Annotated in this window: 12 protein-coding genes; 8 read left to right on the plus strand and 4 right to left on the minus strand. The window is 68.7% G+C overall.

Going from position 1 to position 14,347, the window contains the following annotated elements:
• Positions 1-122: 122 nt before the first annotated feature.
• From Q9R39_RS22175 to Q9R39_RS22185, 3 genes are all read right to left on the minus strand, one after another.
• On the minus strand, positions 123-1,073 hold the full coding sequence (locus Q9R39_RS22175) for a site-specific integrase (protein ID WP_005195278.1): 951 nt from the start codon (positions 1,071-1,073) through the stop codon (positions 123-125).
• A 167-nt stretch (positions 1,074-1,240) separates the two neighbouring features.
• Positions 1,241-2,215: an NAD(P)/FAD-dependent oxidoreductase gene (locus Q9R39_RS22180; protein ID WP_005195276.1), complete on the minus strand. Its 975-nt coding sequence runs from the start codon at positions 2,213-2,215 to the stop codon at positions 1,241-1,243.
• A 247-nt stretch (positions 2,216-2,462) separates the two neighbouring features.
• Positions 2,463-2,849 carry a helix-turn-helix transcriptional regulator gene (locus Q9R39_RS22185; RefSeq protein ID WP_004018626.1) on the minus strand — a complete coding sequence of 129 codons (387 nt, stop codon included), beginning with the start codon at positions 2,847-2,849 and terminating at the stop codon, positions 2,463-2,465.
• 122 nt (positions 2,850-2,971) lie between these two features.
• Between Q9R39_RS22185 and merA the strand changes: the two genes are divergently transcribed.
• From merA to merB, 3 genes are all read left to right on the plus strand, one after another.
• On the plus strand, positions 2,972-4,408 hold the full coding sequence (gene merA / locus Q9R39_RS22190) for a mercury(II) reductase (protein WP_005195274.1): 1,437 nt from the start codon (positions 2,972-2,974) through the stop codon (positions 4,406-4,408).
• A gap of 22 nt (positions 4,409-4,430) precedes the next feature.
• Positions 4,431-4,853: a MerR family transcriptional regulator gene (locus Q9R39_RS22195; RefSeq protein WP_005203167.1), complete on the plus strand. Its 423-nt coding sequence runs from the start codon at positions 4,431-4,433 to the stop codon at positions 4,851-4,853.
• 70 nt (positions 4,854-4,923) lie between these two features.
• Positions 4,924-5,574, plus strand: a complete 651-nt coding sequence (merB, locus tag Q9R39_RS22200) for an organomercurial lyase MerB (protein WP_005195267.1) — start codon at positions 4,924-4,926, stop codon at positions 5,572-5,574.
• Between the two features lie 35 nt (positions 5,575-5,609).
• On the opposite strand, the gene Q9R39_RS22205 is transcribed toward merB, so the two are convergent.
• Positions 5,610-8,621 (minus strand): Tn3 family transposase, encoded by a 3,012-nt coding sequence (locus tag Q9R39_RS22205; protein WP_005195266.1) that lies wholly within the window; start codon positions 8,619-8,621, stop codon positions 5,610-5,612.
• Positions 8,622-9,179: 558 nt separating this feature from the next.
• On the opposite strand from Q9R39_RS22205, the gene Q9R39_RS22210 reads away from it, so the two are divergent.
• The 5 genes from Q9R39_RS22210 (at position 9,180) to Q9R39_RS22230 (ending at position 14,334) form a co-directional block, all read left to right on the plus strand.
• On the plus strand, positions 9,180-10,808 hold the full coding sequence (locus Q9R39_RS22210; protein ID WP_051406019.1) for a cutinase family protein: 1,629 nt from the start codon (positions 9,180-9,182) through the stop codon (positions 10,806-10,808).
• A 245-nt stretch (positions 10,809-11,053) separates the two neighbouring features.
• A complete protein-coding gene (locus Q9R39_RS22215; protein WP_035755679.1) occupies positions 11,054-11,479 on the plus strand; it encodes a hypothetical protein in 426 nt (141 codons plus the stop codon).
• Positions 11,476-12,312, plus strand: a complete 837-nt coding sequence (locus Q9R39_RS22220) for a hypothetical protein (protein WP_051406020.1) — start codon at positions 11,476-11,478, stop codon at positions 12,310-12,312. The genes Q9R39_RS22215 and Q9R39_RS22220 overlap by 4 nt, the downstream gene beginning before the upstream one ends.
• Before the next feature lie 145 nt (positions 12,313-12,457).
• Entirely contained in the window at positions 12,458-13,696 is a 1,239-nt protein-coding gene (locus tag Q9R39_RS22225) for a hypothetical protein (protein ID WP_311278280.1), read from the plus strand.
• Between the two features lie 5 nt (positions 13,697-13,701).
• Positions 13,702-14,334 carry a hypothetical protein gene (locus Q9R39_RS22230; protein ID WP_051406021.1) on the plus strand — a complete coding sequence of 211 codons (633 nt, stop codon included), beginning with the start codon at positions 13,702-13,704 and terminating at the stop codon, positions 14,332-14,334.
• Positions 14,335-14,347 lie beyond the last annotated feature (13 nt).

Genomic DNA, 14,347 nt, shown 5'->3' on the forward strand with positions numbered 1-14,347 from the left:
GATCTCCTGGCAGGTCCCCGATAGCCGGTCCAGGCAGGGGTCACGGTAGTAATGGCGCAAAAAACAACGAAGTTCGCGTAGTGCCTGGTCAGCGGGTAGACGGACGCTCTTGTTGGTGGCCGCTATCGGTGGCTGCGGTCGGGGCCGATGAGGCTGGTGATGCCGCGCATGGCTGCCGGTGAGGGTTTGAAGTAGCGGCGTAGGTTCTCGGGTTTGCGGTGGCGGGACTTGGCCATCAGCTCCACCAGGCTGGCACCGGCCTCGCCGAGATGCGTCAGGCCGGAATGCCGAAGTTCGTGCAGATCCCAACCGGTGCCGGGCCCATTCGTCGCGGTGGCGGCATCCAGCACGGCGCGGGCCTGGCCGTAGGACAGCCGGGCCAGCCCGGTGTCGGGGCAGATGTCCCGGTCGGCGGCGGCCTTTCCGGGGCCCGGTCGGCGGTGGGTGACGAACAGCGGTCCGCGGGTGCGGCCCTTGGTGAGGCGTGGCAGGAGCCGGGCGGTGCCCGCGTCCCAGTACACGAGCTCGTGCGCGTACTCGTGGTAGGTGGCACCGCGGCGGCGGGTGCGGGGCTTGGCGCCCTTGGACTTCACCGGGCAACACCGCCCGGCCAGATCGAGGTCCTCGATGTTGACCTGGAGCAGTTCCTCGGTGCGGGCGCAGGTTTCGTAGAGCATCCGCCACAGCGTCTTCTCCCGGAGGTCGATGTCGCGGCGGGCGATGAGCCGGTCGATCGCGGTGCGCGAGTGCACCGGGGTGGTGGAGTCCGGTGGAGTGGAGCGTTTCACCCAGGCCGGGACCGCCGGGGCGGTGTGGCCGTGCTCGCGGCACCACGCCAGCCACGACGCGACCGCGGCGCGGCGGGCGTTCCAGGTGTTGACTGCTGAGGAGCCCCACAGGGTTTCGAGGGTTTCACCGATCTCATCGTCGGCGACGTCGGCCAGCCGCCGGGTCTCGCCGAGCGTGGCGGTGGTCTTGTCGACGGCGATGCCGTAGGCGCGGCGGGTGTTCGGGGAGCCGATCGAGTCGAGGAAGCTGTCGCCGGCGGCGCGGACGGTGATCCCGGACGGCACGGTGGTACCTCCCTCACTGGGCTTGCCGCAGATAACAGGTCCGCGTCGCGCACCGCCGGAGCGGAGTCGGCGCAGGCCGGATGTCATGATGCTACAGATAACAGGGTGTTATCCGTGGCAGTCGGAAAATGGCCTCACCCGAGTACCGGGCGATGCTCATGGGGTGTCTATGCGCCGATTTCGCGGTGGACGCCGCCGGCGGCGGTGTTGACCGCTTCGGCGAGGGTGGGGTGGATGTGGATGGCTTGGGCGAGTTGGGTGTAGGTGGCGCCGGTGGTCATGGCGATGACGGCCTCGTGAACGAGGTTCCCGCCGTCGGGTCCGGCGATGTGGCAGCCGAGGATACGGTCGGTGGCGGCGTCGGCGACGAATTTGACCAGGCCGCGGGTGTTGCCGATGGCGCGGGCTTTCACGACGCCGGTGAAGTCCTGGCGCCCGACGACGACGTCGTAGCCGGCGGCGCGGGCGGCAGGTTCGGTGAGCCCGACGGCGCCGACTTCGGGGTCGGTGAACACCGCGTGCGGCACGATGCGCCCGGTTGTGGTGCGGTCCTGGCTTCGGAATATGGTGCGGTAGACGATGTCGGCGTCGTCGCGGGCGGTGTGGGTGAACATGGGCCCGCCGCGCAGATCGCCGAGCGCCCAAACATTTTCGGCGTCGGTGCGCAGGGAGGCGTCGACGGTGAGGAAGCCCTGTGGGTCGGGTTCGAGACCGAGGTACTCGAGGCCGAGATTGTCGCTGTTGGGGGTGCGTCCTGTCGCGATCAGCAGGTGGCTGCCGGTGATGTCGTCGGCTTCGCTGCCGGTGCAGCCGAGCCGGATGTTCCCGGTGGTGCCGGTGGCCGCGGTGCAGGTGGTGCCGGTGAGCACGGTGATGCCGTCGGCGGTCATGCCCTCTCTGACGGCGGCGGAGATGTCGGGGTCCTCGCCGGGCAGCAGCCGGTCGGCGCGTTGGATGAGGGTGACCTCGGAGCCGAATCGCCGGAACATTTGGGCGAACTCGCAGCCGACGTAGCCTCCGCCGACGACGAGCAGATGTGAGGGCAGGTCGGTGAGGTCCAGCAGGGTGCGGGAAGTGAAGTAGGGGACGGTGTCGAGGCCGTCGATGGCGGGGATGGTGATCCGGGTCGGGGCGGACAACACCCCGTGGCCTTACGGGCGCGGCGCCGCAGGGTGTAGCCGACGGCGGCGGCCACGACCAGCACGCCTGCGGCAAGCAGCCACGGGCTGGTCAAGACACCGCCGAGACCGGCGAGCACGCCGCCGGCGATCAGGGCGGGACCGGCGCAGCAGGCGACCATCACCAGCACGCCACCGGCCACTGCGAGCAGACCACCGAACCCGCCCGAGTCGTTGTCGGGTGTGTTCATCGCCTTGTTGTCGGGTGTGTTCATCGCCGCCCACTACCGTCCGCGGCGGGGATGCGCGGGCAGCAGCCCAGCGCGGCGGAGTTGTCGGCCGCCAGCGACCGCGCCAGCATCACCAGGTCAGCTACCCGCGGATCACCCACGGAGTACCGCAGTTTCTTCCCGTCGCGGCGCGCGAGGACATACCCGCAGTCGGCCAGGCAGGACAGGTGTACCGACACCCGGGGCTGCGAGATGCCGGCGTGTTCGACGCAGTCGGCGGAGGTGCGCTCCCCGGCGAGGATGAATTCGAGGAGCTTGAGCCGGGTCGGATCCGACAGGGCGCGAAAAAACTTCGCCGTCGTATCCAGATGCGTACACGCCGACTCGGCACCGGGCACGGTGACAGTGGCGGTGGTGGACCGGGCCATGGGATCGCCTCCACGAGACTTGAACTATTCGGATAAGCGCATAATATGGTTCCGGTAGATATTCGTCAACACGAATAGCAGCCGTTGTCGGTTCAGCGGTTGCCCGACCAGGAGGCACCCTCGTGACCTTGACAGATTCCCGCGCCGATCTGGCGATCATCGGTTCCGGCTCGGCGGCGTTCGCCGCCGCCATCGCCGCGGTCAACCTCGGCAAACGGGTGGTGATGGTGGAGCGCGGGACGGTCGGGGGCACGTGCGTGAACGTCGGGTGTGTGCCCTCGAAGGCGCTGCTGGCCGCCGCCGAGGCCCGCCACGCCGCCGAGGCGGCGGGCCGGTTCCCCGGGCTCACCCCCGCCGAGGTGCCGCTGGATTTCCCCGCCCTGATCGCGGGCAAGGACGCGCTGGTCGGGCAGCTGCAGGCGGAGAAGTATGTCGACCTGGCCGCCGACTACGGGTGGGAGATCGTCTCCGGCACCGCGGTGTTCGACGGCAGCGCCGAGGCACCCGTGCTGCGGGTCGCGCGCGCCGAGGGCGGTGTACGGGTGATCGAGGCCGACCAGTATCTGATCGCCACCGGTGCCGCGCCCTGGGCTCCGCCGATCGACGGCCTCGTTGAGGCCGGGTATCTGACCTCGACCACCGCCATGGACCTCCAGCAGCTGCCGGAGTCGCTGATCGTGGTGGGTGCGGGCTATGTGGGGCTCGAGCAGGCCCAGCTGTTCGCCCGCCTGGGCAGCAAGGTCACGGTGATCGCGCGTAGCCGGCTGACCTCGGGTGAGGAACCGGAAATCTCGGCCGCGCTCGAGGCCGTCTTCGCCCACGAGCGCATCGACGTGCTCACCGCCGCCACCGTCGAGAAGGTCCTCGCCGACGACGGGCACAAGGTGGTGACCGTGCGCACCGGCGGCGGCGCCAGCACCGAGCTGCGGGCCGAGCAGGTGCTGATGGCCACCGGCCGCCGCCCCAACACCGCCGGGCTGGGCCTGGATGCGGTCGGCGTCGCCGTCGACGAGCGGGGCGCGGTCGTGGTCGACGACCGCCAGCGCAGCAGCAATCCGCGCATCTGGGCGGCCGGGGACGTGGCCGGGGATCCGCAGTTCGTGTACGTGGCCGCCGCGCAGGGCACCCTGGTCGCCGACAACGCCCTGGCCGGTGCCGATCGCGTCCTGGACTACACCACGGTGCCGCGCGTGACGTTCACCAGCCCCGCGATCGCCTCGGTCGGACTGACCGACGCGCAAGCCGCCGCGGCCGGGCTGGCCTGCCAGTGCCGGGTGCTGGGGTTGTCGAGCGTGCCGCGGGCGCTGGTCAACCGGGACACCCGCGGCCTGGTCAAGATCGTCGCCGAAGCCGGCACCGGCCGGATCATGGGCGTGCACGCCCTCAGCGACGGCGCCGGGGACCTGATCACCGCCGCCACCTATGCGATGACCGCGGGTCTGACCGTCGACCGGCTCGCCCACACCTGGGCGCCGTACCTGACCATGGCCGAAGCGCTGAAACTGACCGCGCAGACTTTCACCACCGACGTCACCAAACTGTCCTGCTGCGCAGGCTGACGCCGTCGGACGGGAGGCAGTGATGAACGGACACATGACGATCGGGGACCTCTCGGCCCGCACCGGGGTGCCGGTGAAGGCGCTGCGCGAGTACACCGACCTCGGCCTGATCTACACCCTGGGCCGCAGCCCGGCCGGCTACCGCCTCTACACCGACGACGCGGAGTGGTGCGTGCGGTTCATCGGCGAGCTGCGCGGCCTCGGGCTCACCATCGCCGAGATCTGCCAGCTCACCTCCACCGACCGTGACGACCACGGCCGTTCGGTCGGCGCCCATCTCGCCGAGCTGCTGCAGCGGTCGCGGCAGCGGCTGCGCCAGCGCATCGCCGATGCCGAGCAGATCCTCGACCGCATCGACGCCTTCGAAACCGCACACCGTGCGCATCTGGCCACCGACGACCTGTGCTGGGCCGGTGACCCGTGCGGATGCGAGCTACGGGCTTGACCCTCACCCCGGGGACAGACCCTACCGTCGGCACCGTCACTGTCCGATCGCCCTCGAGGAGTCCGATCCCATGAGTACCGACAACCTCACTGCCGACGTTTTCGCCAAGATCCTGCCCGCCGGCCGGGACCGGGCGCTGATGCGCGCCGCGCTGCGGCTGCTCACCCACGGCACCCCGGTCACCGTCACCGAACTCGCCGCCGCCGCGGGAGTGCCCGACCTCGACCCCGCGCAGACGCCGATCGGCGCCGACGTCGAATACGACGAGGCCGGCCGGATCGTCGGCTGGGGCCTGACCCTCAACCCGACCCCGCACCGGTTCAGCGTCGGTGGCCACCAGCTCTACACCTGGTGTGCCCCCGACACCCTCATCTTCCCCGCCGTCATCGGCGCACCCGCCTGCATCGAATCCGACTGCCCGATCACGGGCACCACCGTGCGCCTGACCATCGACCCCGTCACCGGGGTCAGCGACCTGGAACCGGCCACCGCGATGGTGGCCTTCGTCGACCCCGACCGGATCCAGCCCGGTCACCTCCGCGCCACCTGCTGCAACCCGCAGATGTTCCTCGCCACCTCCGACGCCGCCCACCACTGGCAGGCGAAATTCCCAGGCATGACGGTGCTGCCGGTCACCGACGCCTACCACCAGCTCGCCCGCCCCCTCGCCGACGCGATCACCGACCCGACCACGACCACCGGAACCAGCGCCTGCTGCTAGATCGCGCCGCCGCCGATCCGGGCCGGCGCTGCGGGTCAGAACAGGGTGTCCCGCACGCGCAGCGGCCGGTACCCGGTGGGGCCGAGCTGGGCGAGTTCGGCGTCGATGTCGACCTCGATGGCGCCGAAGAAGTTGATGTTCTCGCTGTGGGCCGGGGAGATGTGCGTCAGCACCTCGTCGTCGATGCGCCGCCCGGCCCGCCGCATCTGTTCGGTCGCCAGCCCGTAATACTCTGTGGTCCAGGCGATGACGGCGTTGGTCGCCAACGTGAGGCACCATGCCTGTTCGGTCTGTCCCTCCAGGTGCCTCGCGCGCACGGCGCCTTCGTGCGCGTAGAGCAGGTCGCGGCGGAGCGCGTGCAGGGATTCGCCCTTGTTGAGCTGTCGGGAGATCTTGCGCCGATAGCCCGGGTCGGACAGGTACCGGGCGGCGTAGATCGTGCGCCGCAGCGCCCCGTATTCCTTGAGCGCCGCCGCGAGGGCGTTCTGCCGGCCCGACGCGGAGAGCTTGCCGACCAGCAGCGACGCGGTGGCGTGCCCGAACTTCAGCGACCCGCTCAGCCGGAGCAGGTCGTCGTAGTGCTCGGCGATGAGATCCAGATTCAGCTTGCGGGTCAGCAGCGGCCCGGCGTGCGGGAACGCGGACTCCACCTGGGCCCGAGGCGCCGCCCGATACAGGGTGATCCGGCCCAGGTCCCGGATGCGGGGCGAGAGCTGCAATCCGAGCAGGTCGAACAGCCCGAAGTTCACGAGGGTGACGCCGTGCGTGTCGGTCGCATGCTCGGTGATCGGCAGATCCGTTGCATTGCCGAGGATTTCGTCCAGCACGTAGTGAGCTTCGCGTCTCGTCGCGACGATGACCTTGGTGCCGTAGGTGGCGTGCTGATCGGTGACATGGGTATACGTGCTCAGTCCTTCGTTCGCGAAATAGCGGCTCAACGCTCTGGCGGTGACCGATTTGCCGCGGGTCGGGAACCGTTGCCCATCACTCGACGACAGGGTGCCGGCGCCGAAGACCGGGGTCAGCGGCAGCCTTTGGTGGTAGTCGATGATCGTCAGGTTCGCCGCCCGCAGCGTCTCCTCCCGCACATACCATTCGCTGGTCCAGGCCAGGATGTCGTAGGAGAGGCCCGACGCCTCGGCCATTCGGGTCAGCCCGAGGTTGGTGGAGTAGGCCAGCAGGACGGCGATGAGGTTGCGTTTCAGCTCCGGGCTGCGGGCCTGTTTGCCGCCGGCGTGGGTGAAGCAGTCCAGGTAGCCGGTGCGTTTGTCCAGCTCGATCAGCAGCGACACGATCGGCGCGAACGGCAGCATCTCCGTCAGCTCGGCCTTGAGCGCCGTCGCCTCCGCGGGCACATCCTCCGCCGACAGCGGTGAGATCACCAGGTCACCGGCCTCATCGAGACGGACCGGCCCGTCGCCGCCGGCGAGCACCTTCTCCAACTCGCCCATAGCGGCGTCGAGCTCGTCGGTGGCGGTCGCCAGCGCGCGAGCGGGATCAGCGGACTTGCCGACCAGGCGGCAGAACTCGTCACGCTGCGGCTCCCACGCCTGCGGGGTCAGCAGGTACGCGGCCGGGTCGGCGTAGCGGCGCGACCCCGGCACGAACACATCCCCGCTGCGCAACCCGTCACGCAGCCCCAGCAGCACGCACAGCTCCCAGTAGTGCCGATAGGCGGTGGTGTTACCGGCTTTGCGGGCCTCGTCGAGGTAGCCGCGCCACTTCGTCGGCACGAACCCGGTCGGCGCGTCGTCGGGCACCTTGCGGGTACCGGTCGCGTTCAGCTCCCGCAGCATGTGCACCCCGATCAGCAGCTCGGTCGCGGCGGTGCCGCCGGCGAACCGGACTGTCGACAGCACCTGCGGGGTGAACTGCCGCAGGTAGGAGTACGAGCTGTCCAGAGCGGCCAGGTGCCCGTGATCGCGCGGCAGCCGAGGCTTGGCCTGCGCGACCGCGGCCCGCAACCGCTCCCATCCGATCCGATCGCCCCGGATCAGGCCGCCGATCTCCTCGTCGGGGATCTGCAGGTCACAGACGATCGCCAGCAGGTCGTCGAGCAACCCCTGCCGATCCTCTCCGGCCTTACCGCGCTCGGCCAGCTCGTCGCGCATCCGGCGTTCGGCCTTGCTCAACCTGGCCGAGATCGCCTGATCGAACAGCTGCACCACCTCGTCGAGCACATCGGTGGCCGACTGCGCCAACACGGTGAGCAGAATCGGGTAGCGGCGTTGCGGATCCCGGCGTTCGAGGGCTTGGCCCGTCAAGCGGCGGCCCACCGTCGCCAGGAACCGCCGCCGCTCCGCCGGCAGCACCGACATGTCCAGCTCATCCGCGCCCAGGTTGCGCAGGAACACCAGCTTCTCGACCTCGGCCTTCACCGCGGTCGCCGACGCCTCCACCGGGCCGGTCGACAACCACCGCAACCGCGACATCTCGATCGACGGGTCGACGACCAGCAACGCATTCAGTTCCTTACACCGCTGCGGCGTGAACTCGCGCGCCAACCGGTCGTAGGTCTCCCGCTGCGCCCGCGTGCGAGCGTGCGCGACCCGGCGGACCACCGTTTCCGGGCCCGGCCGGATCACCCGCGCCGAGATCAGGTACTCACACGCCAGCCGGAACAACAGCGTCGGCGAATCGTGCTCCATCGCCCGCGCCAGCAGAAACTCATCCAGCTCCTTCAACTCCATCGCCCCGGCAGGCCGCCACCCCAGATACTGGGCCACCAGCCGCACATGCTCGGTCCGCGTCTGCGCCCGCTTGCCATACGAACGAAGCTGCGCTGCATCGATATTCAGCTGATCCGCCAGCCGGGCCACCGCCACCGGCGGCGCCGACGGCACCTTGTCCGGCACGAACCCCAGCCACGGCAAGGTGCACAACGCCACCGCCAGGCCCAGACGGACCGCAGGGCCCCTGCCCTGCGGAGCAACAAACGCCAGATCCGCCGGGGTCAGCGTGAAGTACCGGAACAACTCCTCACGACTGATCTCCGGGAACTCCCGCAGGCGCTGCAACTCCTCGTCCGCGAATACCCGCGTCGCCACGAACCCCAGCCTCCAACACGCCGACCAACCTCATCGGCAGACAAGCCAAGCACCAACCACCCCGGCCCGCAGCCCGAACCGAGAAATCGCCGCTGACCAGGCACTACGCGAACTTCGTTGTTTTTTGCGCCATTACTACCGGGACCCCTCACTGGGATAGCTGCACTGCCGCTTCGAGGAAAACCCTTGGAGCGAAGGAACTCGCATGACGAACCTTCTTGAGCCCGATCCTCGTGGGCCAGATTGGTCCGGACCCTTGACTGTCGGCCTCTGTCCGACAGCGCATGTCCTGAATAAAGACTCCGGAGAGGGACGGTCAGATTGCCGTCGAACAGTCCCTCTCCGGAGCGGTGGTTGGCGACTGCACGCGAGCGCGATTGATTTGCCGTCGAACGGCTCGCGTGTGGTCGCCGCAAGGGTCAGCTCCCTGTCTTTCGATGGGGGACCGGCCCGGTGACCAGTGTAGAGGTGATCGATCCTGTCCAGAGGGGTGGACAGGACTCGCGACGCTCGCCCTGGGGGGCGGCCTTGGCGGTGATGGCTACGGCGGTTATTGCCATGGCCAGTGTCGGGGTCGGGAACGTGCAGGCGGCGCCGGCGCAGCCGGGGGGTTGCCCGGGTCTGATGGTGTACGCGGTGCAGGGCACTGGCCAGTCGTCGCCGGACGCTGATCCGTCGAAGGATGCGGGGTTCCTGTCTCAGGTACTTCATCCGGCGATCACGGCCGCCCGCGGGGACATGGACCGTGCGTATGTGCCGTATGACGCCGGCTTCGGTGGTGCTGTGGCTGGTGGAAAGGTCCCGTACGAGCAGTCCGTTCAGGGCGCAGTCGCCAAGACCTTGTCCTGGATCAAAGACAAGGCCGCCGCGTGCCCGGCCACGAAGTTCGGTCTGGTCGGCTACTCCCAGGGCGCTCACGTCACTCGAATTGTGTTGAACGACATCGTCGGTGGCAAAGCAGCGATCGGCGCCGACAAGCTGGCTCTGTTGGCCAATCTCGGCGATCCAGGCCGACCTGAGGGTGCACCGTTGTTCCCCGGTAAGCCGGGGCAGACCTCTCCTGACCCGGTGCCGGGGACCAGCGGCGCGAATGTATCCAAGGTCGTGGCGGTGTCGACGACCAACGCGCCGGGCGGCGGTATCGCCCCGGTCGGCGACGTCGAGGACACGTCATACCAGGCCATCGCGGGGCGCTATCTGTCCGCGTGCACGCCTGGCGATCTCGCTTGCGATGCCCCGGCGAATGCTCCTTTGGCACGGTTGGTCACCAACATCGCCGGCCAGTCGGAACTCAACCCGGACGATCCGATCGGGTCGTTGTCGACGATCGCCGAAGCGCTGGCACTGACCGCAGTGAAGACCGCGGTGCCGGTGGTCAATGAAGATGTCCAGGCGTCGGAGAACAACCTCGAATCATTGAGTTACCAACCGCGCCAGACCTTGTCGGAGCGGTTGGCGGTGGCCTCGGACCCTCGTACGCCATTGCCGAGTGTGCAGGACGCGCTGTCGGCGGTCATCAAGGTAGGGACGATCGGGTTCAACGCGGTAAAGACCGTTGTGCAGACGGTCGCCACCCCCGGCACCATCGCTGCGATCGCTACGGCGGGTGCTGCGAATCCGTTGGCTATCGTCGGCATTCTGGGGGCGAAGCTGGGCCAGGCGGCGGTCACGCTGGTTCCACCAGCAACCCAGGAACGCCTTGTCTCTGAGGCGTTTACCGCGTTCAAGTCCGAGTTCCAAGCGAACTCCGACCTGTTCAAGGTGTCCTCGCTGTTGAAGTACTGGGATGCGGCCAAGCAACACGCCTCATACTCGGAGGTATCGGCCACACCGACAGGCCAGCCCCCGACGAAGTTGATCGGGGACTGGATTGTGGCGGCCGCCCGCGACATCGCCGGCAAGGACGGCGGGTCGTCGAACTCGCCCGATAGCGGCAGCGGCGGCGATGACTTCTCGTGGCTGTTCGGGGAGGGGTCTGCTGGTTCGTCGACACTTCCGTCGTTGACCACGACGTCGTTGCCGCCGAGCGCTGCGACGTCGGAACCGGCGTATCCGTGGGAGCTCGACACCTCGTCACCATCGGCTCCGTCCGAGACAGTTCCCTCGGGGGCCTCATCGGTCCCGCAAACCACACCGCCCGGCGGCGCGTCCGGGCTGCCACCGTTCCTCAGCGGGGCCTCGCAATGAGTCTGATCGTCCTCTCGGCCAACCCTTCCCGCGTGTGCGGGCGCGGGTTGTGCCGCGCTTGTGGTGGTGGTCGAACCACCACCGCCAGCTAGACCCTTTCTCTTCCACTCACGCACTCAGCGAATCACTCCGGAAGGAGCGAGTACATGTTCAGTGACAGTGCAATCCGACCCCCGTTCGGGGGACAGACCTCTCACAACCCGGACTACCCGGGCCGTCCTATCAGCCCGCATGCAGGTGAGCCGGTGTGGTTGAGTCCCATCGATCTGGTCACCGCAGTCACCGACCCGGCCATCTCGGTGATCCTGACCGATGAGAACGGTTGCGCGTCGGCTCGATGGGGGATGGGCAACGGCCACAGCATTACGCGGCTCAAAGAAGCGTACGACGACCGGGCACGGTGCGTACTGCCCGGTGACCGCGGCTACCGTCTCGACGCGAACAGCGTTGTGTTGGTAGTTGGTTCGAACGGCTCGTTGCCGGAGGAACTGCTGGTCGGCGCCACCTACCGCGACGTATTCGACGACACGCTGCACACCATCGACCCGTTCTCCCTGACCGCGGCCCGCCGCGGTGTGTTCGGCGATGAACACCCCCTGCACTGGCACCTCGCCGCGTGCGATCGCTGGACCCGCACATACCGCCACGGGGGCGAGGTGAAGTTCGGATGAGTACCGGCTGGCAGAACGATCCGAGTGTGCAGACCTGGCTGCACACCGCCGAACCTCACCCCGACCAGGCCACCGAGTGGAACGACGAGCCGGCGCCTGCTGAGCAGGACATCACCGCACCCATCGAGGACGTCGAACCCCTCGACGACAACCACTACGGCTACGCCGCCCACGAGGAGCCCCCGGTCGTCGAGTTTGAGGATGTCGAGGACGACCCTTACGTCGAGACTGTTTATCCCACACCGACTGTCGCCCGCAGCACTCCACCTTCGACGCCTCCGGCACGGGGGCAACGTCGGTGGTTGCTGATCGTGGGCGCCTCGGTGGGCGTGATCGTCGTTGCGGTGCTGGTGATCGTGTTCTCGATCAAAGCGGTCGTTGGCGGCGGGGGAGGCGACGGCATCACCGATCCGGTCGCGGCGATGGACACCCCGGACCCGTTCTCCGATGCGGTGGAATGCCCCTCGACCACCGAAGGGTCCACCACCACCGGCCGCGACCCGGGTGACCTGACGTCCGGGCCGAACGTGATCAAAGCGTTCAACTACGCCTACTTTCACTGGCGTTCCGGGCCGGCCGCGCGGGCACTGGCCTCATCCACCGTTGAGGGCATCGGCAGCGCTGTCGATTTGCAGTCGAGCATCGACACGCTCAATCCCCAAGCGCGGTATTGCCTGTCGATCACCGAGACCGACGCCAACACCTACCGCACAGAGGTCACGTTGATCCTGCCCGACGGCACCCGCGACCCCGACCCCGATGTCCAGAACATCACCACCACCCAGATCGGCGAACGCACCTACATCGCGTCTGTCACACGGAATAAGAAATAGAAAGGTCACCCCTCCCATGTACCTCACCTCACCAGCGGTCACGTCTCCGCGGTTCGACACCCCGCCCCGGCGGTCGCGGGCACAACGCCGGCACCGCAACGCCACACCAGCCACCCCGTTCGTCGGGACAGTGCTTGCCGCGTTGATGGTTTCCGGTTCCTTCGGCGCCACACTCCTGGTCGACAGCCCGGCCGCAGCCTACGAACAGGGTGGTGTCGACCAGGGCGAGACCGACGATGGATTCGAGCAAGGTGGTGTCGGCGGTGGTGGCGACGACGCAACCCCACCGGTCGCACCTCCGCAGCAGACTGCGCCGAGCTACAACTACAACCCCGGTCCGGGCGCAATTCCGGCACCGCCCAGGGAAGCGCCGTATCGGCCCTACGCCGACCCTCAGGCGTACAACCAGCCCAACTACGACACCGTCTACAACCCGGCACCGCCGCGGGCCTACACCCTGCCGCGTCCGGTCGCGCCGGTCCGCCCGATTGCCCCACCCCCGAAGACGTTGCGCGTGGGCAACTTCCTCGTCGAGGAAGACCAGCTCAAACGTGATGCTCCCTGGCTGACCGACCGTCAGCGGGTCTCCATCAATGAGTGGGCGGCGTTCGGTGAAGCCAAGATCGCCCAGGGCCTGATCAGTGTGGGCGTGCCCGAGGACGAAGCCTCTCGTCAGGCCGCGGCCACCATCATCGGCGTGGCGCTCGGCGGCACCGCAGGTGCGGTCGCCCTCGGCGTGCCCGCCGCGGTGATCGGCGGTGCCGGTGGTGCGATCATCGGCACCGGCGTAGGAGCGGCCATCGGCTCGGCGATGGTGGTGCCTTTCCCCGGTGCGAACACCGGCCCGGGCGCACTCATCGGCGCAGCCGCAGGTGCCGCGATCGGCGCTGCGGCCCTGGGCATCCCCGCGGCGATCGTCGGCGGTGTGGCCGGCGGAACGGCCGGCGGACTCCTCGCGCACGCACTCGGTGCCGGAGATCCGGGTGCGAACCCGCGTCAGCCCGGGCTGCCCGGTCAGCCCGACCCGAACCGTCGCGCCCCGCAACCGCACCGCCCGGAGCCCGCTCCGCTGCCCAACCCCGGCGCCAACCAGTTCGAAGTCCACCTGCCTGCCGACCAGGCCGCTAAGGCGGGTCTACCGGCGGTGCACTACCAGGTCAACGTCGGTGGAGATGTCAACGCCGAGACCACCATCGGCGGACAGACCTACACCGCGAACTGGACCGCTGAGCAGGCCGAAGCCCCCTACAAGGCACTGGGCGGTGCCGCCGATCAGGTGCGCAAGACCGTCACCGACGCAGCTGTTGACCTCTCCCGGCACGCCGAGAAGGCCGTCCCGGGTCTCACGGTCACCTTCCCGCAGCTCACGCCGAAGGGGGCATAACAACGATGGCCGCGAGTGTGGAGACGGTGTCGGCGGCGCAGAACGCCGGAGCGATTCGGGGTGCGTCGATTTTGCCGCCGAGCGCATCGGAGATGTTGGGGCGGCGCACGACCCGGTTACCGGCGCATCTGGTGGCGGCCGTGGGCTGCCACGGCGGTGCTGGTGTATCCACGCTCGCGGCCCAGCTCGAGCATGTCGGCGATTCCGGCCAGTTGTGGCCCGGGCGGGCCGACGAGCCACCGTTCGCGGTACTCGTTGCGCGCGAATCGGCGCGCGGCCTGGCCGCGGCGTCGCTGGCCGCCCGCCAATACGCGACGAACAATGCGCCAGCCCATGTGCAGTTGCTGGGTTTGGTGCTGGTAGCCGGGCGGAAGGGAAAGCCGACCGCCCGGCTCCGGCGCGACCGTGAATTGCTGGTCGGGTCGGGGCTTTTCGCGAATGTGTGGCACATCTCCTGGCACGACTTCCTCGTCGACACCCCGCTCAACGAGCTGCCCTCGACCGGCCCGGACCCGGCGCCGGCGGCGCGGCGGGCCGATCCGCGCACCGTCGTCGCCCAAGACATCGCCGCCGTCGGCCAGGGCTTGCGCGACGCCGCGGTGGCGGTGATGTCGGGCGACTCAGGCACAACCCCATAGCGGCACAACTCCA

The sequence above is a fragment of the Gordonia sp. AC31 genome (assembly GCF_031844505.1).
GTDB lineage: Bacteria > Actinomycetota > Actinomycetes > Mycobacteriales > Mycobacteriaceae > Gordonia > Gordonia hongkongensis.